Source organism: Flammeovirga agarivorans, assembly GCF_012641475.1.
Lineage (GTDB): Bacteria > Bacteroidota > Bacteroidia > Cytophagales > Flammeovirgaceae > Flammeovirga > Flammeovirga agarivorans.
On sequence record NZ_JABAIL010000002.1, the window covers coordinates 310,296 to 335,134 of the forward strand.

The window sequence follows — 24,839 nt, forward strand, 5'->3', positions numbered from 1 at the left end:
CTCATTTTTAGGATTTTCTCACAACTTATTCTATCAGTTTAATAACTTTTCACCAAACTATTGTTACCTAAATTTTATTAACGAGTTTAACCACTGATTGTGTGCGACTTTATACTAATAAACACCGTATACTAACTACTGTCAATTAACGATTTCCAACCTATTGTTTACATTATGAATGAGGGGAGCAACAACAAGTTACACACTTTATCATCAATTAGTATTTTAGATTTAATATCATCATTCTCAAATCAATTAACATTGGAATCACAGAAAGAAGTGATTAAAAATGTACTATTGATTAGAAATGTTGATTACAGAGATCATGAAAGAATTCTGAACATTGATAATCTTTCAAAGAAAAAAGTGATCTACCATGTTTTGGAAGAATTTAACCTACCTCCAGAAGATATCTATATTACCGAATTATTGGATTGCTTAGAAATGGAAATTTCACTTCATTCTAAAAATACACAATAGATTACTGAACATACCAAAGTGATTACACTCGCATTAGTAAGATCTGTTGTCTACCTTTTCCTCTTCTATTTTTTTGATATCTCGGTACTCCTGAAAAGGAATCTGTAATAGATTCTTGATGGGTTCATTCTCTTGTGGACTCATATGAGTATCAATTCCATATGTCAACATTTTATTATCTACATTGGCATATGTACCAAATACATGATCCCAAACTGAAAATATATTACCATAGTTGGTATCTGTTAAAGGCTGTTGAAAATGATGATGTACATGATGCATATTTGGAGTGACAAAAAAACAAGCCACTATTGCGTTTAATTTTGCTGGCAAAATAATATTTGCATGATTAAACTGAGAAAATATTACAGACAAAGACTGATATAGAAAGATCATGTAAATAGGAGCTCCAACAACAAATACCGCTAATATTGTCGCAAACAACCTAAGAAAGCTTTCTCCCGGATGATGCCTATTTGCAGTGGTAGTATCCACATTAGTATCTGTATGATGAATCAGGTGAAAAAGCCAAAACCACTTTACCTTGTGATTAAGGTAATGAATACCATATGCACCTATTAAGTCCATAAACAACAAACCAATTAATATTACTATAGGTGTAGGTAAGAAATCTAACCACGACATGATACCAAATTGATGATTTGTTACCCAGTCTGAAGTCCATACCATTACAAATGCCAAAGATAGATTTACAATTGCTGTAGTTATCGTAAAGAATATATTAGTTGCAGCATGTTTCCATTTGATATATGAGAATCTAAAAAGAGGGAATAAACCTTCCAACATCCAAAAAAAAGTAATCCCACCAACTAATAAGACAGTTCTGTGGCTTGATGGCATAGTTGAAAAGTATTCGATAAGTCGTTCCATAGTCGTGAAAATAATTGAATAGTTATTCAATATATTAAATCCTCGAAAGGAAAACCACTGTTAATAGAATATTGAACTAAGGAAATTTGATAAAATTCTATTTTATTTAATTATTACAACACTTTATTAGAAATATACAATTTAACAAAATAATAAAACATCAATCTTAGAATAGTACAATAAAATTGATCGATTTTGGCTCTAAAAACGCCTTTTATTAACAAATAGACTACTAATTCTTTAACATCATATTAGAGAATCGTTAATAATTGTAACTTTTTAAAACCCCTCTCGTTACTTAAACCATAACCTGAAACACTAAAAGAAACATCAAAAAGGATCATCAACTAGACTAGCTTCTTTAACAATCATATTTTGTATGACAAAGTAAACAGAAGACTTAACATCATTGATATGATGCATAGTTGACTCCTTATTCTAACCCCAATTTTACTATTTCTTATTGTATAATTATCCTACTAACTTTTACTCTATTTACATAAAACAAGGGCACATCCCGAGTTACAAATCATTGTGCTCTTGTTTTCTTATGACCCTTTTCCCCCATTCTCAATCCTCTTACTATAGAGAAAAATATTTAACCGAATTATTTGTTGCTTTTTGATTAACAATTCGTTGGTTGAGACTTCTTATGACATTCAAAAGAATACTTATATACACCACAATATCACAAATGAGGTTAATACCTCAAAACACAGTAGAAAAGTTACTTAAACTTACCGGTACTTATCCGGTAAGTTTTTTATTTTATAAAGATATCATGTTCTAAAGTCATTAGTCTTTTAATAAAAAAAGACTGCTCATTCCAATATCCTTTATTCAAGTCTGCTACAACGACCCCTGTGCTTGTACCACAATGTATCATTTTCACATCTTCCTTTTCTATGCGATAGATAATTCCTATATGATACACGTCCTTATAATTATTGGCATTTTCTGCTCCAAAGCATACAATATCCCCTTCTTGAACTTGCCCTAACGGAATTGACTTTCCCAACATGGCAATTCTCTTTGAATTATGAGGGAACTCGAATCCAAATTGTTTGTATACATACAGTACAAATCCTGAACAATCAAACCCATCGTACGGGTCTTCTTTGGCATATTTGTAGGGAACTCCGATATAATCGTCTGCTTTTTTGGCAATTTTCTCAGGAGAAGTTTTGATGTCTTCCGCTTTAAAAAAAGTTTCATAGATACCTTCAGAAAAAGAAAAAGAAAACGGTGAAATTTCCTCTACTTCCGCTGTAAGAATAGGAGATGCTTCTTCTTTAATATTTAATGGTTCATCAAATAATTTAATACTCCAATTATTGGCTAAATTTGCCTCATCTGGACGATCAAAAGTGATAGACTTATCATAAAATTCTTCAAGGTATTGTCTTAATTTATTAGTTAATACGCGATCTTTTTTTTGAGGGTCATCAATTTTCTGACAATACAATTCATAGTTTTTTAGTGATGTATTGATATATCTCCACTGTGTTTTAGCATAGTTCAATTGTCCCTGCCCTTCGAACCAAGCAGCCCAACTCATATACAAAAAAGGATAAGCTGCATCAGGATACTTCTGCTGTGCTTTCATGCCTAAATGCATTACCTTTTCATACTTCCCTTTATTTAATGTCTTTCGTAATTTTTCTATTGACTGAGCATGTAATGAATGAATCGTAATTATTCCGATGAAGAGTAATAGTAACTTTTTCATGATCCAGTAAGACAAAAGTTTTCAGTTTATCAATTCACATATCACTTTGTTTTTTTAAATTGTAATATCAAAATGAAGAATGCAGTGATATATATCAAAAGTACGTAATTTTTAAGAATTTACTGTATTGCTTATCAAGCAAATAAGCATTGAATGATTTTGTTGCTGTCGTTTTAAATAAAGAAAATACAAAATACCCCTAATAATATGAACTACGCTGTCCAGCCTGGAGACACATTATACGGCATTGCCCGAAAACATAACCTATCTACTGATGACTTAATTTCATTAAATAATTGGTCGTCTGTACCCACTTTACAAATTGGTCAAGAAATTATTGTAGGAAAAAGTAGTACTCCACAAAACAATACAAAAGTAGAACCTGCTACAAGTGGTAAAACACATACTGTTGTTAAAGGTGATTCATTGTACGCAATAGGAAGAAAATACAATATATCCCCTGCGAGAATACTTACTGAAAATAACTTAGGAACAAATGCAGGAATATATATTGGGCAGGTTTTAAAAATCCCAAGTGAGGAGCAAGAGAAAACAACAACAGTTACACCTACTCCAAATACATCAGGACAACAGAAAATTCATAAGGTTGATGCTGGAGAATCGTTATATGGTATTGCTAGACAATATCAAACAACTCCTCAAGCTATTTTAGCAGCAAATGGCTTACCTGCAAATACACCTATTTATATCGGACAAGAGTTGAATATTCCATCTGGTTCAACAAATGCTCCTACATCTACAGTAAGTACACCAAAACAAAGTTCTACAGTTCCCAAGCAACAACCTCCAAAAGTATACACGGTACAACAAGGAGACACATTGTACAAGATATCAAGAGAAGTTGGGTTAACCCCTCAAAAAATTCTTGAGCTTAATGGGTTTGATGCAAATACTCCAATACAAATTGGACAAGAACTGAAAGTAACGGAAGAAACGAGTTCACCCGGAAGTACTTCCTCCCACTCGACAACAACAGTTACACCACAGAAAGAAACTCCAAAACCATCTAAGACATCACACAAGATTTCTAGAGGTGAGTCTCTATATGCTATTGGAAAAAAATATAACGTTTCTCCTGCAGAAATTTTAGCTTATAACAAGTTAACTCTTGATGCTACAATTTATATTGGTCAGATACTTCATATTCCCCCTCAATCACAAAAACCTTCTGCTCCGAATCCAACATCTAGCCCTAAAGCTCCGGAAAATCCAAGGTATCATGTTTACACTATTCAGTCTGGAGATTATTTATCAAAGATTGCCAAGAAATTTGGTGTAACACCTCAGGAAATTGTTGCCGCGAATCATATTCCTAAAGGAAGAATTTATGTGGGTCAGCAAATCATGATACCTAAGCAAAGTGGTGCAACAAGTGCCCCTTCACAACAGCAAAATACATCATCTAATATCCATAATGCACAAGGACGCTCTATTTATCAATTGAGTAAACTAGATGGCAAAACCATCTTTGCTAATGGACTTAGAAATAAAATTGGTTCTAGGTACAATATGATTGTTGATGATGTAGAAAATTTGCAAAAACGTCTGATTCAATTGGGATTATTAAGTTCATCTCATGGTGAAAATGTAAGGCAAATTGCACAATCATATAGCGGTCAGGTTCCCGGTAGCAGAGTTCCTAACACTCTAAGTGCATTAAGAAAAATGCAGGATAGATTCCGACTGAATTGGTGGGTAGGAACAGATGCAAGGTGCCAAATGTTGGGTACAAACCAATTTACATATGGTGAAGTGAGTCCACATGATGCGACCTACAAATTCTTAAAAGACTTTACTAAATTCACATTAAAGTTCCCAAATCCTGTTAATGGCCAAACTGAAACCGCTGAGTTCCAAAACTTTGTTTACAGTGGGTATAACCAATATTATGATGGTGTAGGATATATCGGAAAATCTCTTCCTAAAGATATTCCATTGAGTGTATACACTGATGTAGGACTTTCTCCAGTTATGGCTTCAGCGATGCAAGTTGTTTCGAGTCATGAGGGTAATTTTGATGCGATTAATAGCTATGATAAAGCATTCTTCTCGTACGGCTTTATTCAATTTGCTGGTGGAGGTAGAGGTTTGGCACCACTTATAGCAAGAATGAAAGTGACTCAACCCGCTCTATTTAAATCTATTTTCCAAAGTGTAGGGATCGATGTAGAGTACACTACTCGTAATAATGATATCCATCAAGGGGAGTTAATTATTGATTTCCCAGGAAAAGGTAGATTAAAAGGTATTGAAGCCGAAAAGGCACTAAGAGGAGATCATCAACTATATGGTCCTTTTATTAGAGCTGCGTTCCACCCTGAATTAATAAAAGCCCAAATTCTACAAGGAGTAAAGGCCTATGCAAAACCTGCTCTCGGAATTAAACTTAATATTAATACGGGTAGGTTCTCTCAAAGTAATTTATTGATCACTGAAGTGATCAACTCCGCTATGGGATTGGGATTCGCCATTGATATGACTGTAAATAAATGGATTGTAAAAACAGGAGAAATGTTTTCAAATGCAATCAATGCCATTGCCAGACAAAAAGGTCTTCATTCATTACAACAAATTATGATGATTGATGAAAGAGAAGTTCTTCAAGAAATTGTCAGACAAGAAGGCGGGGCTGATAAACGAGTTGCTGATAGAGGCAACAGTATGCTTCATAGTGGATTAAGTTCAGCAAAAAATCCTACTAAAGGTCAAGGATTAATTGCATAAAAATATTTATTACAAATAATTTTCAAAGCCATGCTTATGCATGGCTTTTTTCTTGAAATATCACAATTTCAATAGATTACGATCTAGTTTATAAAACATGAAATGAAAAAATTAAAAATCATTCATTTTTCATAATCTGATAGATATTTGTGTACTTTCAAGATTTTACGAGATTCGCAGAATATTCTTCACTATTTGAAGGATTCATTCTTGTTTTTAAACAATCTTAGGCTTAAATTATTTATTACTATGAAAATCGAAAATCCGATTAGCATCACTGACAGTGCTGCTGAAGAGATAAACAATATATTAACCCAGAAGAAAGTTCCAGAAGGATACGCCCTTAGAGTCGGTGTAAAAGGTGGTGGTGGCTGTGGAGGAGCTCAATTCACTTTAGGCTTTGACCAAGCTAAAGAAACCGACATTGAATATGAAACTAAAGGCATCAAAGTGCTTATTGAAAAAAGACAAATGATGTTCCTTTTAGATTTAGAAATTGATTTTGAAGACAGAAGAGATGAAAGAGGCTTCGTCTTTAACAAAGTGTCCGCTCAGTAGCTTTTGATTACATTCAATTAACGATGACAGAAAAAAGTACTACATCTCATAATGACAACGCAAACATAAAAGCTTGGATACCCTTGATCATTGGTGTCTCTGTAGGGTTAGGCGTCATTATTGGTTCTCATTTAAGATCACCAAGTCCGACAGACAAACGTTTGACGGTGGACTCTAATGCCTCAAAATTTGAACGTTTACTTAATTATGTAGATAAGTATTATGTAGATACTGTTGATATTGATCAGCTGACACAAAAAGCGATTGATATTGTCCTTAAAGATCTAGACCCTCATACTGTATATGTTCCTCCTTCTGAAGCTGACATTATGGCTTCCCGATTAGATGATGGATTTGAAGGTGTTGGTATTGAGTTTCGTATTATAGATGATACTCTTAAAGTACTTTCTGTAATGCCTGGAGGTCCATCAAAAAAGACAGGTGTTAGAGCGGGTGATAAAATTATTACCGTAAATGGAGATACTATTGCCGGTAAGTCCATTGCTAACTCAGAGATTGTCAAAAAATTAAGAGGAAAGAAAGGAACTACTGTCGATATACAAGTCAAAAGAAAAAAACAAGACGAGCTACTTGCCTTCTCGATCACAAGAGATATTGTTCCTACTCCTTCTGTAGAAGCTAGTTATTTGATTGATAACGAAACGGGATATATCAAAATCACAAAGTTTGCCACAAAAACCTATGATGAGTTTCACAATTCATTATTAAAACTCAAATCAGATGGTATGAAAAACCTTGTCATTGACTTAAGAGATAATGGTGGTGGATTCTTAGGACAAGCTGTAAAAATAGCCGATGACCTATTACCAAAAGACGATCTGATCGTTTACACTGAAGGAAAAGGGAATGAGTTCACTGAAAAAGAATATAGTCTTAGAGACCCTTCTTTTGATGGGCCTATCGTTGTCTTGGTGAATGAAAGAAGTGCTTCTGCCTCAGAAATAGTTACAGGTGCACTACAAGATCATGACAGAGCATTAGTGGTAGGGAGACGAACCTATGGAAAAGGATTAGTACAACGACAAATTCGTTTGAAAGACAACTCCTTACTTAGATTAACAATTTCAAGGTATTTCACTCCGAGTGGTAGAAGTATACAAAAGCCTTACGGCGAAGGTATATCATACAATGAAGACATCTCACAGAGGTATGAGAGTGGTGAATTATTTAATAGAGATAGTATAAAAACAGATAAAATGCCTCAATTTAAAACCGATAACAATAGAGTTGTTTATGGTGGCGGAGGTATAATTCCTGATAATTTTATTCCATTAGATACATCATCAGTTGGTATTTATTATTATACATTGGAACATACCGATATGTTAAGAGATTTTGCTCTGGACTATACTACTGAAAACTATATTGATCTTCAAGAAAATGGTATTGACCATTTCATGGAAAAATTTGATCAAGAAAAAAATCTAATTCGTAATTTAGAAACGTATTCTGAGCAAAACGGTATTCATAAAAGAAAGCAAACTGATTTTGACCAGAAAACTGATGAATATATTAAACACCGCATTAAAGTTCTTATTGCCAGAGCAATGTGGGGTGACAGTGGATATTATAGAGTAATGAACACTAAGGACCCTATGGTTGATGAAGCAAAACGAATTTTTAAGAATGGTTTAGCAAATGAAGATTCTACAAAAAAAGTAGAAGGATAATATCTTTAGGTTACAATTCGTTGTAACAGTAACTCAAGAACTATGTATTTCTCAACTTCTGATATAGATATAATTGTTGAAACTATTAAAAAAGATCATCAAGAAAATGAAGTGTATCTTTTTTTAATAGCTGATGCTAGTGAGGAAATTATTCCATCACTGATTGAAGCCTGCAATTCTGCTTCTATTTCTTGTATGGGAGCCATTTTCCCTATACTTATTGCTGAGAATCAATTTTATGAAGAAGGGCTTATTGCTTTTAAATTCAATAGTTCCTCTTCTCCAATGATCATAAATAATGACAGCCCTTTTGATATTAATTATATCAACAAATCAGACAATAACGCATTTTTATTTATAGATGGTCTCTCACTACAAGTCCAAGAGATGATCGAAGATATTTACCAATATCTAGGAGCTAATTTCTCATATTTTGGAGGTGGAGCAGGTTCTTTATCTTTAGTACAAAAACCTTGTGTATTTACGAACCAAGGGTTAATGAAAGACAGTGCTATTTTCTGTACTACTTCTGATAATTTTAACTTAGGAATTCAACATGGTTGGAGTAGAATCCACGGTCCATTAATAGCAACAAAAACAGAGAAAAATAAGATCGTTGAGCTGAATTGGCAAAATGCATTTGAACTGTATCAAGAATTTATTAGAGAAAACAACCAATTAGAAATCAATGAGGAAAATTTTCTAGAAATTGCAAAATCCTATCCATTTGGTATGATGAAAGAGGGACAAGAAGATATTGTCAGAGACCCTTACCTCGTGGATAAAAACGGTGCATTAAACTGTGTAGGTGAGGTATTAGAAAACAGTGTACTATACATACTAAACAGTACACAAGAGCATCTGATAAAAGCTGCAGAACAAGCCACAAAAGACGCTACCCTACAGCTCAATGAAGACAATTCCATACAACCTATTGTGATGGATTGTATTTCTAGGTATTTATTCCTTGGTGAAAATTACCCGCAAGAAATTAATGTCTGTAAAAAGATATTGAGGGAAAAACAGTTAAATGATAATATCATAGGTGCACTATCAATGGGTGAAATTTCATCCTATGGAAATGGACAATATATAGAGTTTTTCAATAAAACTATTGTAATTAATGCTATCGACCAACCAAAATAATGATGTTTTACAAGACATGATGCTATTGTATGAATTGTCACTTCAGACAGGACGTACGTTAGATTTTCATGAAAATATAGACAACTTTATAAAATTACTTTTACATCGTAAGAGTTTAACATCAGCATCATTATGGTTAAAAGCTAGCACAATCAAAAGGTCATCACTTACCTTATTGCCTATAAAAACTCATGATGCAGACTGGATTCGCATGATAAATTACCCGATCAAAGAAATACACAAACAGCAAACTGCATTAGTAGAACATTTTCTATCCTATTCATCTGACGAAGATATTTATTCGTTCGTCGTAGAGAAACCATATGTCATCCATGAAACTATAAACATTAAAGAAGGTACATACTTCTTTTATCGACTTGACAATTTTGGTTTTATCAAATTGTATTCATCTATTCCCAACGATGAAAAAATCAATAAAAAAGCAGTTAAAAAACTTAGAGTAGTATTTGACCATTTTAAAAACTCGATCATTGCTTCTCTAAATCAATTAAAGCTTGAAATAGAAATTGATAAATCTAAATCGATGAGTAATGAGGTTTTGATGACGGCAAAATTCCCTCAACAAAACCCCTACCCCGTTTTACGATTTACAAAAGACGTAGAATTACTGTATTTCAATGCTCCTGCTGAACGTATAAAAGGGCACTTTTTGGACTTAAAATGGGCATATGCTACCATGTTCTCTAAAACCTTAAATACCAATGAGATGAAGGTTTATGAACAGGTGATTGACGGGAAGTTTTACTCCTTTACCGTTAAGCCTATTCCCGAATATGGTTATGTAAATATTTACGGAATGGATATTACCAGCAGGAAATCCATTGAATACAAATTAAAGGAAGAGAAAGACAAGGCAGAAAAATTGGCTAGAGTGAAGATGGAATTTCTATCTACTATGAGTCATGAAATTCGAACACCAATGAACTCAATTATTGGTTCGCTTAACCTTCTAAAAGATACCACTTTAGATGATTATCAGTCCAAAAAATTGAAAATGATGAGATTTGCAGCTGACAACCTGCTACGTCTGATCAATGAAATTTTGGATTTCAATAAACTAGAAGCCAACAAGGTAAGTTTGGAAAGAATACGTTTTCCATTGATCGAAACAATGGAAAACTTATTTGCCATGCATACTGATAATGCTGAAGATAAAAACATCAGCTTAAATTTAAATCTTGAAAAGGTACCTGTAAATTATATCATTGGAGACCCTACTCGATTATCTCAAATCCTATTAAACCTTATCTCTAATGCCATTAAATTTACAGATAAAGGTGGAGTAGATATTACGGTGACTAGCACATTTAAGAACAAAAAAAGTGTCGTATATCAATTCAGTGTCAAGGATAGTGGTATTGGTATATCTCAAGACCGAATTGACAATATTTTCGAAGCATTTACACAAGAAGATAGTAGTACAACAAGAAAGTTCGGAGGAACAGGGTTAGGATTAAGTATCACAAAAAAATTAGTGGATTTACTTGAAGGCAGCCTTGAGGTAGATAGTAACGTAGGTGAAGGAACTAACTTTATTGTTACTCTACCTTATGAAATTGCAGCGAATCAGAACGATGAGGAAGAAGACTGGAACCAAGGAGAAATCACTAGAATTGAAAACTTGAACGGGGTCAGTGTTTTATTGGTAGACGACAATGATTTCAACATACTTATTGCCTCTGAATTCCTGAAAAGATGGGATGCTACTCTATATGTAGCTAAAAACGGAGAGGAAGCATTAGATCAACTAAAAAGAACAAAACAACAAATAGATATCGTTTTAATGGACCTTCAGATGCCTGTGATGGATGGTTTTGAAGCCACTAAAATTATTAGAAGTTTTGAAGAAGACTATTACCAAGAACTACCTATCATTGCATTAACTGCAGATGTAGCAAGTGAAGAAGTCTTTTCCTTGGATCAAAAAGGTTTTGATGATTTTGCTTCTAAGCCTTTCGAACCCGATTCATTATTACAAAAGCTGATCAAGCATATCCAAAAAAAGAACATCAAATCCTAAAAAATTTAAGATTGTAGTTGAAAATCGGATTATGACTGTATTTTTGTACGTTATTTTATTTTAGTAATCAACGTCCAACTACATTATTTAGCTTCTTTTATGGATACTCAAGAGCAAAAAATGCTAAAAAACCTAAGTCCGACAAAAATGTTTCTTCCGATTCTAGTTGGTCTTAGTGTCCTATTTTACATGATTTGGTCTGATGATAGTATAAATCTCGATCTCATTATTGAAAGCCTTGGAAACATGAACCTTTTTTGGGTGTTTCTATCTTTTGTAGTACTGTTTGGGCGTGATATCGGGTATATGTACAGAATTCGTACACTTACCAACAATAAATTAGATTGGAATGCCAGTTTCTTCGTGATTATGCTTTGGGAGTTTGCCTCTGCAATTACTCCTTCTGTAGTTGGAGGAACAAGCGTTGCAGTGTTCATAATGAACAGAGAGAAAATACCCTTTGGTAAATCACTAAGTTTTGTGATGCTTACAGCAATTTTAGACAATATGTTCTTTGTCGTTGCTTCACTACTTGTTATTGCATTGTTTCCTGGAAGTATCTTCCCATCTAATGACTATTCTACAGACCTGCTTGGTTTTACACTTGGACTACCTCAAATATTTGCTGTTAGTGTTAGTTTAATCGCTTTTTATACCGCTTTTATGGCTTGGGGATTATTTATTGGGCCAAAATCCTTTAAAAAATTCCTCTGGTATCTTACATCGTTTAGTTTTACAAAAAGGTGGAGAAGAATGGCTGTAAAAAGCGGAAATGAAATGGTTGTTGCATCAAAAGAGCTAAAAGGACACACTTCTTCCTATTGGGTAAAAGTAATTTTATCTACCGTTTTCATTTGGTCTGCGAGATATGCCATGTTGAATTGCTTAATCAATGCATTCTTACAAATAGATATTTTCAACCTTACTACTCAAGATATATTAGATCAGTTTCTAATTTTTGGCCGACAAATTATCATGTGGATTGTGATGTTAATATCACCGACTCCTGGTAGTGCAGGAACTGCTGAATATTTCTTTGGAGAGTTTTTCAGAGAATTCTTTAAAGATGGAGGTATAGTATTGGTTGTTGCTCTGTTCTGGAGGCTTTTCACCTATTATACTTACCTATTGATTGGTGCAATTGTTCTTCCAAGATGGATTCAGAAAAGGTTTTAATACAATAGAAAAGAGCTATACACTAAAAGGTATAGCTCTTTTTTTGTGTCTTATGTGTGTTTTCGATAATTAGGTAATAGGTAAATAAAAAATCGGTTCAACTAGAAAGTACTCTTTTTCTTATTGTAAAGGTCGAGATTACCGAAATGAACTACAATTCAGTTTATTAAGAATAGCTACAAATGTAATTTTCATAAAAGAATTCAATAAAACAGCTGATTTTCAAACAATAACTAGGAAAATTTACTTTCATTTTACAAATAGATGTCTGTAAATACAGTATTCTATGTTCTTTCTTACGAACTTTGTACCCCGAACTTAGAATTATGATTAAAAAAGAACATAAATTATCTGATTGGTTACCAATTACGAAGAAAGAAATGGAGCTTCGCGGTTGGGATAGCCTTGACGTTATTATTATTTCTGGTGATGCATATGTAGATCACCCTTCTTTTGGTGCAGCAGTGATTGCTCGCCTAGTAGAAGCAGAAGGTTTGAAAGTAGGAATTATCCCTCAACCTAACTGGAGAGATGATTTAAGAGACTTCAAGAAATTAGGAAAGCCTAATTTATTTTTTGGAGTAACTGGTGGCTGTATGGATTCCATGGTGAATCATTATACAGCTGCAAAGAGAAAAAGATCCAATGATGCTTACACTCCTGATGGTGCTCCAGGTTTCAGACCTGATTATGCCACTGTAGTATATACTAAAATATTAAAGGAATTATATCCTGAAGTACCTGTTCTTATTGGTGGAATTGAAGCCTCATTAAGAAGAGTAACACACTATGATTATTGGTCTGATAAGCTGATGCCTTCTATACTAAAAGAATCTGATGCAGATATTTTGGTATATGGTATGGGTGAACAGCCTTTAAAGCAAATCATCAAATTGGTAAAAAAGGGCGTTCCTATGCGTTCGTTAAAGACTATTCAACAAACAGCTATTTTACAGCCTGTTGAAGAAGATGTACCAAAAGGTGTCCATTGGAATACAATTGAATTAAATTCTCATGAGAAATGCTTAGAAGACAAAATTGCATTTGCTTCCAACTTTAAGCACATCGAAAGAGAATCAAATAAACAGATGGCTGACCGTCTTGTTCAGGTAATTGGTGATGAAAGATTAGTGATCAACCCTCCTTATAAAACAATGAAGGAGAACGAAATTGATGCTTCATTCGATCTCCCTTATACAAGACTTCCTCATCCAAAGTACAATGGAAGAGGTCCTATCCCTGCATTCGAGATGATTAAGTTCTCTATCAATATGCATAGAGGGTGTTTTGGTGGTTGTAGTTTCTGTACTATTTCAGCTCACCAAGGTAAAATGATTGCAAGTAGATCCGAAAAATCAATTATCAATGAGATCAAAGAGGTAACAAAAATGCCTGATTTCAAAGGTTATTTAAGTGATTTGGGAGGACCTTCTGCAAACATGTATAAGATGAAAGGTAAGATACAATCGATCTGCGATAAATGTGTCAGCCCATCTTGTATTCACCCTGTTGTTTGTGATAACTTGGATTCCTCTCACAAAGCAATGACTCAACTTTACAGAAAAGTTGATGCAATGCCTGAGATTAAAAAAGCCTTTGTTAGTAGTGGTATTCGCTATGATTTATTAGTTAGTGAATACAATAAATCTGACGAAACAAAGAGTTTGCATGAGTACATGGAACAGGTAGTTACCAGACATATTCCTGGTCGTTTAAAAGTTGCTCCAGAGCATACTTCTGATCCTGTATTACGTATTATGCGTAAGCCATCTTTTAAACATTTCCATACTTTTAAAAAGAAGTTTGATCAGATCAATAAGAAACATGGTTTAAAACAACCACTGATTCCTTATTTTATTTCATCACACCCTGGTTGTGAAATGAAAGATATGGCAAACCTTGCGTTGGAAACAAAGGATATGGGTTTCAAATTGGAGCAAGTTCAAGATTTTACTCCTACCCCAATGACAACAGCAACGGTTATCTATTATTCTGGAGTTCATCCTTATACCTTAAAGCCTGTTGATACGGTTAAGGACCCTAGAAAAAAGAAAGATCAGAATAAATTCTTCTTCTGGTATAAAAAGGAAAACCAGTCTTGGATTAGAGATACCTTACGAAAAAGTGGTAACTCAAAAATGGCTGAGGATCTGCTAAAATACCATGCACAACAAAAAAGGGAAGAGCGATTTGCCAATACCACAAGCAATGGTAAACCAACTCCTTCAAAACATGGGAATAAAAATACTCCTTCGAAGAAAAACTCTAGAAATAAGAGAAGAAGAAAGTAAAAAGATAAACATAAAAAAAACAGCACTTATTTATTTAAGTGCTGTTTTTTTATTTAGGGAATAAGTCACTATCGCTTACCCTTTGATCCGTCTAAAAATAATAAACCCCACAACAAATATTTGCTATGGGGTTATTCATTAAATTTCAATACTATTTTGAAATCTTAGAATTCAAGTGAAAAGTTTAGAGGAATAATTACCCAAGAAGGTACAGCCTCTACTTCACCTGTAATATTATTTGTAACTAACGTTGGTTCAAATTCTAATGCTTTAATTGCTTCGTCTACTCCAGTCGCTAAACGAGTATCAGAACCTTTCATAAAAGTATATTTTTCTACTTCTCCCTGAGCATTAACGTAAACTCTAACTTTAACAGATCCTTCAATTGCTAAATCTTTTCCAACTTTAGGATATGTAACAAGGCTCATTGCACTTTCATAATTTATTGGAGAAGCCTGCTTATATGAAAATAATGGTTTATCGTCGTCTATATTATTTGCGTTTACTGATGCAATAGCAAATGTTAGAGAAAGTAAAAACGCTGTAATTATTCTGATATTTTTCATGTTAGTATAATTTTAATTTAAAAAGAAAAAACAATGCCTTTGTTAACATTGGTGTAATACAAAGGTATATTAATACACTTATAAAATGTATGATAAACACTTTAAAATATAGTGATCATCATCATTACTTCGACTTCAAATTGTCAATTAAAAAGCTAAAAACCAACATTTCGTAAATATTTGTTTTTAATCAATTAGAAATTAGAAGTAATAAAGTGTAACGTAAACATCATTTCAATGTTACTAAATTGTGAACTAAAAAACCTTAATTTTTAATAAGCTGATATAATCCGCTCATTTTTAATCACAAAAAATTTAAATCCCGACTCTCTTTTACAAGATTTATTTTAGATAAATAACTGCTAAAACAACTAAACACTTAGTTATTCAACTACACTTTTAGTTATTAAACTAATTTTTTAGTTGAAAAAGTTGTGAACTAAATTTTTAGTTGATACATTGCAGACATCATCAAATAAATAATTATGAAAAAGCTTACTACTGCAGAAGAACAAGTCATGCAAGTTTTATGGGATCTGGACAAAGGTTTTGTAAAAGAAATAATAGAGCAATTACCAGCTCCAAAACCTGCTTACAATACCATTTCTACTATTATTCGTATTCTGGAACAAAAAGAATTTGTAGGTCATAATACATTTGGAAAATCGCATCAATACTATCCATTAGTAACAAAAGAACAATACTCACATCAATATCTTAAGAGTTTTGTAGGGAGATTCTTTAGTGGTTCTTTTGAAAACATGGTTTCTTTTTTTGCAAAAAAGGAAGATGTTAATCTTAATGAATTAGAAGACCTTTTAAAAGATATAGAAGACGATAAACCAAACACTAAAGATTAATAACATGCTTTCTTACCTCTTTATATCATCAATTGGATTAACATTACTCGCTCTATTTTATCTGATTTTCCTAAAAAGGGAAACCTTCTTTCAGTTAAATAGATTTACTATTCTAATTGGGGTAATGATCTCTATACTATTTCCTCTTCTCAATATATTACCAGAAGAGCAACAGACGGTGATAGCGAATACTATCCCAGTGATAACACTACCTGTGTTACAAGTAGGAGACCTTTCTCTATCAACTACTTCTGCTGTTACACTTAGTGATCATGAAATTGCACTCCTTTTTTATGCTTCAGTAGTATTTTTATTTACAATAAAGTTTACACTTTCGAACTTGAAATTATGGAAGTTTATCGTTCGAAATCCAAAAGAAAAAAGGCTAAATAAGCAGCTAATTATTACCAACGGACAATACCCTACATTTGCTTATTTAGGATATATCTTTTGGGATAATTCTAAAAAGCTTTCCAAGCATGAAGCTGACTTAATACTTCATCATGAAATTGCTCATGTAAAAGACTTCCACTCCATAGACATATTCATCATGGAACTATTAAAATGTATTTTTTGGTTCCACCCTGCTATATATATCATTGATGCTGCACTGCGCACGCAGCATGAATACATTGCCGATCAAAAGGCAAATCAAATGACGAACGATAGTTCCTATCGTCAATTAATGGTTCGATCACTTTTTGATGAGCTCTCAATAAGTGTTGGCCACGGATTTCAATTCTCAACTATTAAATCTAGAATTAACATGTTAAAACAACAACGTTCTGCACAGTGGAAAAGAGTTCATTCCATCTTTTCAATCGTTTTTCTAAGTTCTATTATTGTCCTAGCACAAGCTTGTGTTAAAGATGGACTAACTACCGACGTAGATCCTCGTATTAAAGATCTACAAGGTGATATTGTATTTGGATATGCAATTGATAATGAAATCTATTGGACAAGTGAAAACATGAAAACGTTTTTCCAAGGATATGAATCTGAGCAGACAACAGATCTTATTAAACAATTAGAAGCGGTTAAAGACAAAAATTTATTTCCTTCTTATATCTCTGAAAATGTCAATAACTTATTGATTGCTGATATGGATAAGGACAAATTAAGTGAAGAGTTAATTCAGAAAATTAAAGCACTCCCCTCTTCTAGAAGGTTTACCACTTTAAAGGAGGGTTCGTCTGAAACATATACTGATGAGCAACTAAAAAACGATGTATTCGAAGTGGTAGATCAACCCGCAATTTATAAAGGAGGCATGCAAAAATTATATGCTCAATTGGCAAAAGAAATTAGTTATCCAACGAAGGCTAAGGAATTAAATATTGAAGGTAAAGTTTATATTCAATTTACTGTTAACCAAGATGGAAGCCTTACTGATATGAAAGCCTTAAAGTCGCCTGACTATTTATTAGAAGAAGAAGCTTTAAGAGCAGCACAAAAGGTAATGACGGACTGGCAACCTGCAGAACATCAAGGGCAGACCGTTAAACAAAGGTTGGTTATGCCAATCAGTTTTAAATTATAAATCTATGGGGCTTCGGCCCCTATCTTTTTTTTAAAGATCTTTTTCTTTCAAGACCAATTCTGTAACCAATAAAAAATATCGCGGCAATAACGTCAATCACAACCCAAGACATTTTATCATTGAGATGAAGAGGTATAAAAGGGTTGAAGGTTAAAAGAATAAAAACGAATACTACGATCAACCTTACTGTAAAATTCTTATCATAATGATTGATTTCATAATAAATACCAGCTATTGCCGCCACTGAAACCAATATTCGAAGGAAGGTATAAAATTCTAATGGCAAAGAGAAAACTGCTAGTAATAGGCATGTCCCTGTAATATTGAAGAGTATTTTCATTTTTTAATTAGTTGGTTTCTGAGAGTCTAAAAATACGAAAGGCACTCCTATTTCAGAAGTGCCTTAGTGAATAATTTATGAGTTATTATATTGATGTATATCTCTTGTATTTTTTTGTACTGTAATTGCCCCGAATATTGACATTATAAAACCAAAGGCGTAGAACCCTTTTTCACTTGGTAATAAATCTGCATTTATCAATCCTATTGCTAATAATGCTATGGAAGCAATTAATGAGAACCAACTTAAGCCATAGTAAAGGTTGGTTACTTGAATAAATTCTTCTTTATCTCTAACACATTTCTGAACAGATACAGCAGAATATAATGCAAATAAAAGTACAGTTAAGTAATACCCTTTTTCATTTAACAACATTTCTGCTCTAAATAAACCGATTAAATATCCTAATACTCCTGTAATTAAAATCACCCAAGAGGATCCGATATACGCATTTGACGGTTTAGTATTCATAGTTAAGTTCTTTAAGTTATAAATAGATAGTGAATCAACCTGACTCTTAAACTATCTGAAGTTGGGTTTACTAACGGCAGTTGTAAAGTATTGGTTTGGAATCGTTTAGTTAAAAAAGATTAATAAATATTAAACAACATATGAAAATACACATTAAATGAATGAATAAACATACACTTATTATAAAACCGTAACAAACACATATACAGCTATATAATCACAAAATAATAACTGCAATTTGACAGGTAATTTTAGTGTTAAAAAACTACTGTTTACTTGTTGATTCACATAGTATACTTTTTTCACTCCCCCTACTTTTGTGATGTAAGCAAACAACAAAAAGCTTTCTCATTGTGTGCTTTAATTCTCACTAACTAATAAAGGATGAACTTATACACTGTCTCTATCGCGCATCATAATGTTGCAATAGAAAATCGGGAAAAATTTAAATTAAGTACATTAGAAAATGAACGAATGGTTCTACAAGTAAAAGAGATTTTGAATCTTGAAGAATGTATTATTCTATCTACTTGTAATAGAACTGAAATTTATTATTTGAATAACAAACCTCTGACATTAGAATTATTAAAATTACTATGTACAATAAAATGTATTACATATTCTGAACAATATCTACCTCTTGTAAAAAGCTATGAAGGTGATGAAGCTATTCAACATATCTTTAATGTAGGTATGGGGTTAGATTCATTGATTTTGGGAGATTTACAAATCTACGGTCAATTAAAAGATGCTTACCAAAAAGCGGCCGATTTAGGAATGTGCGGTGCTTATTTACATCGAATCATGCATGTGATATTTCATACTCATAAAAGGGTAAGTAATGAGACTTTATTTCTAAAAGGAGCCACTTCAAATGCATATAATGCTGTCAAAATTCTATTAGGAGAACTTTCAAAAACCATTGGAAGTAAAGTATTAATTGTAGGCTTAGGTGAAATGGGACAAAGCATCTGTAAATACCTTTCGGAATTTGACCTACAGAACATATGGGTCACAAACAGAAGTATGTCCAAAGCTAGAATGATCTCAAAAAACTATGGTTTTAATGCTATTGATTTTGGACTCCATAAACAGAAACTACACAAGTTTGATTTTATCATTTCGTGCATAGACGGAGAAAGCACTCAATATAAAATCACACACTTTAATCATGTACCACCAAAATGTATTATTGACCTTGGTGCGCCAAGAAGTGTATGTAGTCAGGTTGAACGATTAGGTGCTAAACTTTATAATATAGATGATATTGGTCGACTATCAAAAGAAGCCATTTCACAGAAAAAACAGGAAATTAATACTGTACAGCAAATTATTCATGATGAAGTAGAACAGTTTAAACTCTGGCAACAAAGTCAAGTGTTCTCTCCTACAATTCATCAACTAAAACAACAATTAGAGGCGATAAGGTTATCATCGTTAGCTACTTTCAAAAAAGACTTAAACCAAGACGAAATAACTGCTGCAGAAAAAGTATCTATGCATCTTTTAAATAAGATTATTCAAGTACCTGTAGTAAAATTAAAACAAGCCTGTTTAAGAGGAGAATCAGAAGAATTAAGTCAAGCATTACAAGAACTTTTTACTCTTGAACAACCCCAGGCTATTTCATCACAACTAAACAATTAATACTATGAGTTTTTTTAAATCATTATTTGGTAAGAAGAAAAAAAAGCAAGAAGGCCCTGTATCAGACAGACAGGTACAACTTGTACAAGAAACTTTTGCTATGGTAGCTCCCATTGCGGAAAAAGCTGCTGAAATTTTTTACACTAAGTTATTTGACTTAGACCCTACGTTAAAGCCTCTTTTTAAATCTGATATCAAAGAGCAAGGTAAAAAATTAATGGCCATGTTAGCTGCAGCGGTAAATGGCTTAAACGACCTTGGTGCATTAGTACCAGTAGTTCAGGATTTAGGAAAAAGACACGTAGCCTATCAAGTAGAAGATCAACATTACGATACTGTTGCTGCTGCTTTATTATTTACTTTAGAAACAGGCTTAGGAGATGCATGGACAGATGAAGTTGCAGAAGCCTGGACCACAGTTTATACAGTGCTAGCTACTACTATGAAAGAGGCTGCGGCCACAGTAGAACCTGTATAATTGAAAATAGACAATCGCTTAAATTCCAACTCTTACATGAGTATTATGATGGGCAAGGGGCTTGATTTTTATGTCCCTTTGCCTTACTCCTCCGAACTTAACACATGTTTCAAACAATAAAATAGCATAATCATGACTTTCAGAAAAAACTTTCCTCTTGTGTGTATTATTGGATTAGTTCAGTTCTTTTTTAGCTGTCAACCATTACCAGAAGACGATACTACAAAAGCATCCGACAAGAAATATTCTATTCAAGAAGCGTTCACAATAGTAGCCAAAGAAAATGATGTGGCTAGAACACTTTACACCAAGGCAATCGTTGGTGAAGGAAAAAAAAAGGGACTCAAATTTGACGAGGACTGGGAGAAAGACCACATCGAGGCAGGTCCACTACCCGCCCTATTTCTGCGAGGCATTGCAAGTGACATCCGTAAGCGCAAGGAAGTACCTTTAGGACTTTTCTTAGGTTCTGATTTCCCTATCAGAAAATCAAATAAGTTTACAGGTAAGCAAGCTGAACTGTTTGCAGAAATGAGAAATGACGAAGAACCAAAATTCTTCTACGATGAAGAAAATCAATTATATACTGCCATGTTTCCAGACTTTGCTTCAGCTAATGCTTGTGTCAGTTGTCATAATAAGCATCCAGAAACAACAAAAAGTGATTGGAAATTGGGTGATATTCAAGGAGCTACTACATGGACCTATCCAGAAGATTCAGTTTCTTTTAATGAGCTTCAAGAAATCATAATGGCTTACAGAAATGGAGCATCTTCAACTTTCCAAAAATACATTGATAAAACAAAAACATTTAAGGATAATGATGTTCCTGTTGTTGGTGATGATTGGCCTAAAAAAGGATACCAATTACCTGAACCAACTATCTTCCTAGATAGCGTAGGTGAACTTGCATCAGAGGAGACACTAAACGCTATTCTAAAGATTTAGTTTGTACTTTTTTTTCGATGTCATAATTGTAATTTTTAATTAGTTAGTTTTGATGAACACGCACCTCTCATTTGTTTCTAATAGTTTGGTTTTTTCTATGCTTACTTTCACCTTCTACACCAAACAGACAACAAGTTTTCTTTACGCGAGAGGTGCTGTTCTCAACCTTTAAAATGACATGTAATGAGTAAACAATTATACATTGTAATTGGTAGTATATTGTTTCTCCTCTTTGTGGCACAAGATGTCTTTGAACTTAGATGGGAAGCACTTTATCAATTACAACAAGAACAGATGTACAGAAGGTGGTCGGGATTAGGCCTTTTCTGTATTATTCTATTTCAATGGACCTTGAGTCTTGTACGGGTTGTACCTAAGTGGCAACATAAGTCTATCACCTTTCATAAAATTCATAATTGGTTAGGGGCCTTTACTCCATTATTATTCTATATACATTCCATGGAATTAGGGTTCGCCTATCTTTTTATTCTCAGCCTTACTTTCTTTAGCAATTTTGTAATGGGCATGTTTAACCTTGACCTATTAAAAACGAGATCACAACTAATTTTTCAAGGATGGATGATCGTACATGTAACCTTCTCTGTCTTTATTACTTTCTTAACCTTCTACCATATATGGGTAGTTTTCTACTATGAATAATGAATAGCTAAAAACTAAAATGATCTTCAATCATAAATCATAAAGAGATGGAAAAAACATTAAAACTAAAGGTAGTAGATGTAGTGAAAGAAACTTCAGATGCTATCAGTATACATTTTAAACAACCTTTCTTCCGAAAAATTAAATATACTCCAGGACAATTTCTAACACTACTTGTCAATGTCAATGGTCGCGTGGAAAGAAGGTGTTATTCATTAAATAGTGCACCTAAAGTTGACAAAACAATTAGTGTAACCGTCAAAAGAATTAAAGACGGCAAAGTATCTAATTTCTTATTTGATAATGTAAAAAAAGGAGATAAAGTTCAGGTATTATATCCAATGGGTGAGTTTACTATCACACCTGATGTTGAGAAAAAAAGACATATTGTTCTTTTTGGAGCAGGAAGTGGTATAACTCCTCTGATCTCTATTTTGAAATCGATCTTACATAAAGAGCCTCAAAGTATAGTTTCATTATTTTATGGCAATAGAGATGTTGAATCCATCATCTTCAATCAAGAATTAACAGAGTATAAAAACGTTTTTGAAGATCGATTACACTTGGTACATATATTAGAATCTCCAGGTGACTTTAAGGATTGCTACAAAGGAAGAGTGGAAAGAACTCAAGTTCCAGAATACCTTAAAAAAGTGCCTCAATGGGATACTACAGAGTATTTTATTTGTGGCCCTTCTGGAATGATGATAGAAGCTGAGGAAGGTTTAAAAGCAGCAAATGTTGATGAAAAAGCGATACACATCGAGCGTTTTTCTGCACCTCCTCCGACTTCTAAGGAAATGAAAAATGCAGGGGCTTTCTTAGAAAACAGAGAGATTAGACTTCTTCAGAAAGGAAAAGAGCATGTATTTACTGTAAAAGCTAATAGTAATATCCTAGAAGCTGCATTGGATGAAAAAATCAGCCTCCCTTATGTTTGTATGGATGGTATATGTGGTAGCTGCAAAGCAAAAGTAGCTCAAGGAGAAGTTTTTATGAGAGATGGTCACGTTTTAAGTGAGCAAGAAGTAAATGATGGAATCATTCTCCCATGTATTTGTCATCCTATTAGTAATGATGTAGTCGTTGAATATGCTTAAAATTAGTAGAAAAAGACGCAGGCAATGGATCGGTATGAGCTTCGGTATCTTCATTACTAGTATTGCTTATGTAGTTCTATCTCACCCTGCCAATGAAGAATACCTCTCCAAAGGGCCTTTAAATACAGGACATGAGGAGCTTCAATGTTCATCTTGCCATACCACTGCAAAAGGGAATGTCTTCCAACAGATGCAAGCAAACATTATGTTTAGTGTCGGCTTAAGACGCTCTGAAGCTAACTTCGGTACAGAGAATGTGGATAATAATAAATGTTTGGCTTGTCATGAAAGAGAAAATGACAGGCATCCATTACACCGGTTTGAGGAACCTCGATTTGCTAATGCCCGCAAAGAGATTGGCGTTACAAACTGTGAATCTTGTCACCAAGAACATAACGGTGTTCGAATAACCCAATTAGATGTTGGTTACTGTAGAAGCTGTCATGAAGAAACAGAAATGAAGAATGATCCTTTAGACGTTTCTCATAAAGAGCTTATCGGTGCAAAACAATGGAATACCTGTTTACAATGTCATGATTTTCATGGCAATCATATTTTCCATGCTGCAGAATCTATCAAGGATACTATTCCTATAGAAGAAATCAGAGCTTATTTTAATGGTGGTGATTCTCCTTACGCACAAGAGAAGAAATTTTATGCCACTACTGAAGAAGAATTTCTTAACCAACAATAATCAAAAAGCTGTCTTCTTATTTACTTTAATTGTTCCATACAAAAAAGCCCTTCACAAATACTGTGAGGGCTTTTTTATATATAACACTCTATTATCTTCCGGCAAGGATATTAATATCTGCATTTTCTAAATAGGTATTTTCATACCCTTCTACTGCAGCATTTATCATTGCTTTACCTACGCGTGGTGTAGAAGTAATATATTTTGGAAATAAGGTATCAATCACCGGGTACAATGGCCCTAGCATCTTATAGATTTTTTTATACATTGGTACTTTAGACTCCACTCCCTTCATTGGCTGAATAAAGCCTGGTCTAAACATGTAATGCTTTTTAAAAGGTAGCGTCAATAAATCATTTTCTGCTTTTCCTTTTACGTTTGCCCAATTTTGAGAGCTATTTTCATTTGTTGATGTTCCTGCTCCTGAGATAAAACAGAACGTTACATCAGGACTTAATGGTAATAATACACTCGCAAAATGCATAGTAAGACTATAAGTAGTTTTATAGTAATCATCTTTACTAATACCTGCGGATGATATTCCTAGACAGAAAAAACATGCGTTATAGTCTACTAGTTTTGGTATAATTGGTGTAAGATCAAAAAAATCTTCATGAACAACTTGTTCGAGTTTTGGGTGATCAATATTCATCTTAGAACGAACAATGATCAATACTTTTTCTACTTGATCATTTTCCAAACATTCAATGAGAACTCCATGACCGATCATCCCTGTTGCTCCAGTTATGATTGCCTTTATTTTTTTCATGTCTAGTTTATAATATAA

At 33.5% G+C, this 24,839-nt stretch carries 22 protein-coding genes; 16 read left to right on the top strand and 6 right to left on the bottom strand.

The window, feature by feature from the left end; translation table 11 throughout:
- Positions 1-261 precede the first annotated feature (261 nt).
- Positions 262-480 carry a hypothetical protein gene (locus HGP29_RS06055; protein ID WP_168881474.1) on the top strand — a complete coding sequence of 73 codons (219 nt, stop codon included), beginning with the start codon at positions 262-264 and terminating at the stop codon, positions 478-480.
- 33 nt (positions 481-513) lie between these two features.
- Here HGP29_RS06055 and HGP29_RS06060 read toward each other — a convergent pair whose 3' ends face one another.
- Positions 514-1,371: a sterol desaturase family protein gene (locus tag HGP29_RS06060; protein ID WP_168881475.1), complete on the bottom strand. Its 858-nt coding sequence runs from the start codon at positions 1,369-1,371 to the stop codon at positions 514-516.
- 763 nt (positions 1,372-2,134) lie between these two features.
- On the bottom strand, positions 2,135-3,100 hold the full coding sequence (locus tag HGP29_RS06065; RefSeq protein ID WP_168881476.1) for a C40 family peptidase: 966 nt from the start codon (positions 3,098-3,100) through the stop codon (positions 2,135-2,137).
- A gap of 207 nt (positions 3,101-3,307) precedes the next feature.
- On the opposite strand from HGP29_RS06065, the gene HGP29_RS06070 reads away from it, so the two are divergent.
- The 7 genes from HGP29_RS06070 to HGP29_RS06100 all read left to right on the top strand — a co-directional run bounded on the left by HGP29_RS06070 (position 3,308) and on the right by HGP29_RS06100 (position 14,748).
- Positions 3,308-5,845 (top strand): LysM peptidoglycan-binding domain-containing protein, encoded by a 2,538-nt coding sequence (locus HGP29_RS06070; RefSeq protein ID WP_168881477.1) that lies wholly within the window; start codon positions 3,308-3,310, stop codon positions 5,843-5,845.
- A 249-nt stretch (positions 5,846-6,094) separates the two neighbouring features.
- Positions 6,095-6,403: a HesB/IscA family protein gene (locus HGP29_RS06075; protein ID WP_211093215.1), complete on the top strand. Its 309-nt coding sequence runs from the start codon at positions 6,095-6,097 to the stop codon at positions 6,401-6,403.
- Positions 6,404-6,426: 23 nt separating this feature from the next.
- Positions 6,427-8,094, top strand: a complete 1,668-nt coding sequence (locus tag HGP29_RS06080; protein ID WP_168881478.1) for a S41 family peptidase — start codon at positions 6,427-6,429, stop codon at positions 8,092-8,094.
- A 42-nt stretch (positions 8,095-8,136) separates the two neighbouring features.
- Positions 8,137-9,240 (top strand): FIST signal transduction protein, encoded by a 1,104-nt coding sequence (locus HGP29_RS06085; protein ID WP_168881479.1) that lies wholly within the window; start codon positions 8,137-8,139, stop codon positions 9,238-9,240.
- Positions 9,218-11,281: an ATP-binding protein gene (locus HGP29_RS06090; RefSeq protein WP_168881480.1), complete on the top strand. Its 2,064-nt coding sequence runs from the start codon at positions 9,218-9,220 to the stop codon at positions 11,279-11,281. The genes HGP29_RS06085 and HGP29_RS06090 overlap by 23 nt, the downstream gene beginning before the upstream one ends.
- Before the next feature lie 99 nt (positions 11,282-11,380).
- Complete coding sequence (locus HGP29_RS06095; RefSeq protein WP_168881481.1) at positions 11,381-12,457, top strand: lysylphosphatidylglycerol synthase transmembrane domain-containing protein; 1,077 nt, start codon at positions 11,381-11,383, stop codon at positions 12,455-12,457.
- A 326-nt stretch (positions 12,458-12,783) separates the two neighbouring features.
- On the top strand, positions 12,784-14,748 hold the full coding sequence (locus HGP29_RS06100) for a YgiQ family radical SAM protein (protein ID WP_168881482.1): 1,965 nt from the start codon (positions 12,784-12,786) through the stop codon (positions 14,746-14,748).
- Positions 14,749-14,912: 164 nt separating this feature from the next.
- On the opposite strand, the gene HGP29_RS06105 is transcribed toward HGP29_RS06100, so the two are convergent.
- Positions 14,913-15,314, bottom strand: a complete 402-nt coding sequence (locus tag HGP29_RS06105) for a TonB family protein (protein WP_168881483.1) — start codon at positions 15,312-15,314, stop codon at positions 14,913-14,915.
- Between the two features lie 485 nt (positions 15,315-15,799).
- On the opposite strand from HGP29_RS06105, the gene HGP29_RS06110 reads away from it, so the two are divergent.
- Both HGP29_RS06110 and HGP29_RS06115 read left to right on the top strand, forming a co-directional pair.
- Positions 15,800-16,174, top strand: coding sequence for a BlaI/MecI/CopY family transcriptional regulator (locus HGP29_RS06110; protein WP_168881484.1), 375 nt, complete (start codon positions 15,800-15,802; stop codon positions 16,172-16,174).
- 4 nt (positions 16,175-16,178) lie between these two features.
- Positions 16,179-17,714, top strand: coding sequence for a TonB family protein (locus HGP29_RS06115; protein ID WP_168881485.1), 1,536 nt, complete (start codon positions 16,179-16,181; stop codon positions 17,712-17,714).
- Between the two features lie 19 nt (positions 17,715-17,733).
- Here HGP29_RS06115 and HGP29_RS06120 read toward each other — a convergent pair whose 3' ends face one another.
- Together HGP29_RS06120 and yiaA are read right to left on the bottom strand one after the other, a co-directional pair.
- Positions 17,734-18,054 (bottom strand): DUF6804 family protein, encoded by a 321-nt coding sequence (locus HGP29_RS06120; protein ID WP_168881486.1) that lies wholly within the window; start codon positions 18,052-18,054, stop codon positions 17,734-17,736.
- 75 nt (positions 18,055-18,129) lie between these two features.
- A complete protein-coding gene (yiaA, locus tag HGP29_RS06125; RefSeq protein ID WP_168881487.1) occupies positions 18,130-18,525 on the bottom strand; it encodes an inner membrane protein YiaA in 396 nt (131 codons plus the stop codon).
- Between the two features lie 384 nt (positions 18,526-18,909).
- Between yiaA and hemA the strand changes: the two genes are divergently transcribed.
- The 6 genes from hemA to HGP29_RS06155 all read left to right on the top strand — a co-directional run bounded on the left by hemA (position 18,910) and on the right by HGP29_RS06155 (position 24,052).
- Positions 18,910-20,172, top strand: coding sequence for a glutamyl-tRNA reductase (hemA, locus tag HGP29_RS06130; protein WP_168881488.1), 1,263 nt, complete (start codon positions 18,910-18,912; stop codon positions 20,170-20,172).
- A gap of 4 nt (positions 20,173-20,176) precedes the next feature.
- Positions 20,177-20,650: a globin family protein gene (locus HGP29_RS06135; protein ID WP_168881489.1), complete on the top strand. Its 474-nt coding sequence runs from the start codon at positions 20,177-20,179 to the stop codon at positions 20,648-20,650.
- 132 nt (positions 20,651-20,782) lie between these two features.
- Complete coding sequence (locus HGP29_RS06140) at positions 20,783-21,598, top strand: c-type heme family protein (RefSeq protein ID WP_168881490.1); 816 nt, start codon at positions 20,783-20,785, stop codon at positions 21,596-21,598.
- A 183-nt stretch (positions 21,599-21,781) separates the two neighbouring features.
- A complete protein-coding gene (locus tag HGP29_RS06145) occupies positions 21,782-22,258 on the top strand; it encodes a hypothetical protein (protein ID WP_168881491.1) in 477 nt (158 codons plus the stop codon).
- A 47-nt stretch (positions 22,259-22,305) separates the two neighbouring features.
- Positions 22,306-23,358: a ferredoxin--NADP reductase gene (locus HGP29_RS06150; protein ID WP_168881492.1), complete on the top strand. Its 1,053-nt coding sequence runs from the start codon at positions 22,306-22,308 to the stop codon at positions 23,356-23,358.
- Positions 23,351-24,052 (top strand): cytochrome c3 family protein, encoded by a 702-nt coding sequence (locus HGP29_RS06155; protein WP_168881493.1) that lies wholly within the window; start codon positions 23,351-23,353, stop codon positions 24,050-24,052. Before HGP29_RS06150 ends, HGP29_RS06155 begins: the two co-directional genes overlap by 8 nt.
- Before the next feature lie 91 nt (positions 24,053-24,143).
- Here HGP29_RS06155 and HGP29_RS06160 read toward each other — a convergent pair whose 3' ends face one another.
- Positions 24,144-24,821 (bottom strand): Rossmann-fold NAD(P)-binding domain-containing protein, encoded by a 678-nt coding sequence (locus HGP29_RS06160; RefSeq protein WP_168881494.1) that lies wholly within the window; start codon positions 24,819-24,821, stop codon positions 24,144-24,146.
- Between the last annotated feature and the right edge of the window lie 18 nt (positions 24,822-24,839).

Bases quoted from the DNA above. Each gene is read 5' to 3' on its own strand.
- HGP29_RS06060 (WP_168881475.1), bottom strand. From the start codon at position 1,371: ATGGAACGACTTATCGAATACTTTTCAACTATGCCATCAAGCCACAGA.
- HGP29_RS06065 (WP_168881476.1), bottom strand. From the start codon at position 3,100: ATGAAAAAGTTACTATTACTCTTCATCGGAATAATTACGATTCATTCA.
- HGP29_RS06070 (WP_168881477.1), top strand. From the start codon at position 3,308: ATGAACTACGCTGTCCAGCCTGGAGACACATTATACGGCATTGCCCGA.
- HGP29_RS06075 (WP_211093215.1), top strand. From the start codon at position 6,095: ATGAAAATCGAAAATCCGATTAGCATCACTGACAGTGCTGCTGAAGAG.
- HGP29_RS06080 (WP_168881478.1), top strand. From the start codon at position 6,427: ATGACAGAAAAAAGTACTACATCTCATAATGACAACGCAAACATAAAA.
- HGP29_RS06085 (WP_168881479.1), top strand. From the start codon at position 8,137: ATGTATTTCTCAACTTCTGATATAGATATAATTGTTGAAACTATTAAA.
- HGP29_RS06090 (WP_168881480.1), top strand. From the start codon at position 9,218: ATGCTATCGACCAACCAAAATAATGATGTTTTACAAGACATGATGCTA.
- HGP29_RS06095 (WP_168881481.1), top strand. From the start codon at position 11,381: ATGGATACTCAAGAGCAAAAAATGCTAAAAAACCTAAGTCCGACAAAA.
- HGP29_RS06100 (WP_168881482.1), top strand. From the start codon at position 12,784: ATGATTAAAAAAGAACATAAATTATCTGATTGGTTACCAATTACGAAG.
- HGP29_RS06105 (WP_168881483.1), bottom strand. From the start codon at position 15,314: ATGAAAAATATCAGAATAATTACAGCGTTTTTACTTTCTCTAACATTT.
- HGP29_RS06110 (WP_168881484.1), top strand. From the start codon at position 15,800: ATGAAAAAGCTTACTACTGCAGAAGAACAAGTCATGCAAGTTTTATGG.
- HGP29_RS06115 (WP_168881485.1), top strand. From the start codon at position 16,179: ATGCTTTCTTACCTCTTTATATCATCAATTGGATTAACATTACTCGCT.
- HGP29_RS06120 (WP_168881486.1), bottom strand. From the start codon at position 18,054: ATGAAAATACTCTTCAATATTACAGGGACATGCCTATTACTAGCAGTT.
- yiaA (WP_168881487.1), bottom strand. From the start codon at position 18,525: ATGAATACTAAACCGTCAAATGCGTATATCGGATCCTCTTGGGTGATT.
- hemA (WP_168881488.1), top strand. From the start codon at position 18,910: ATGAACTTATACACTGTCTCTATCGCGCATCATAATGTTGCAATAGAA.
- HGP29_RS06135 (WP_168881489.1), top strand. From the start codon at position 20,177: ATGAGTTTTTTTAAATCATTATTTGGTAAGAAGAAAAAAAAGCAAGAA.
- HGP29_RS06140 (WP_168881490.1), top strand. From the start codon at position 20,783: ATGACTTTCAGAAAAAACTTTCCTCTTGTGTGTATTATTGGATTAGTT.
- HGP29_RS06145 (WP_168881491.1), top strand. From the start codon at position 21,782: ATGAGTAAACAATTATACATTGTAATTGGTAGTATATTGTTTCTCCTC.
- HGP29_RS06150 (WP_168881492.1), top strand. From the start codon at position 22,306: ATGGAAAAAACATTAAAACTAAAGGTAGTAGATGTAGTGAAAGAAACT.
- HGP29_RS06155 (WP_168881493.1), top strand. From the start codon at position 23,351: ATGCTTAAAATTAGTAGAAAAAGACGCAGGCAATGGATCGGTATGAGC.
- HGP29_RS06160 (WP_168881494.1), bottom strand. From the start codon at position 24,821: ATGAAAAAAATAAAGGCAATCATAACTGGAGCAACAGGGATGATCGGT.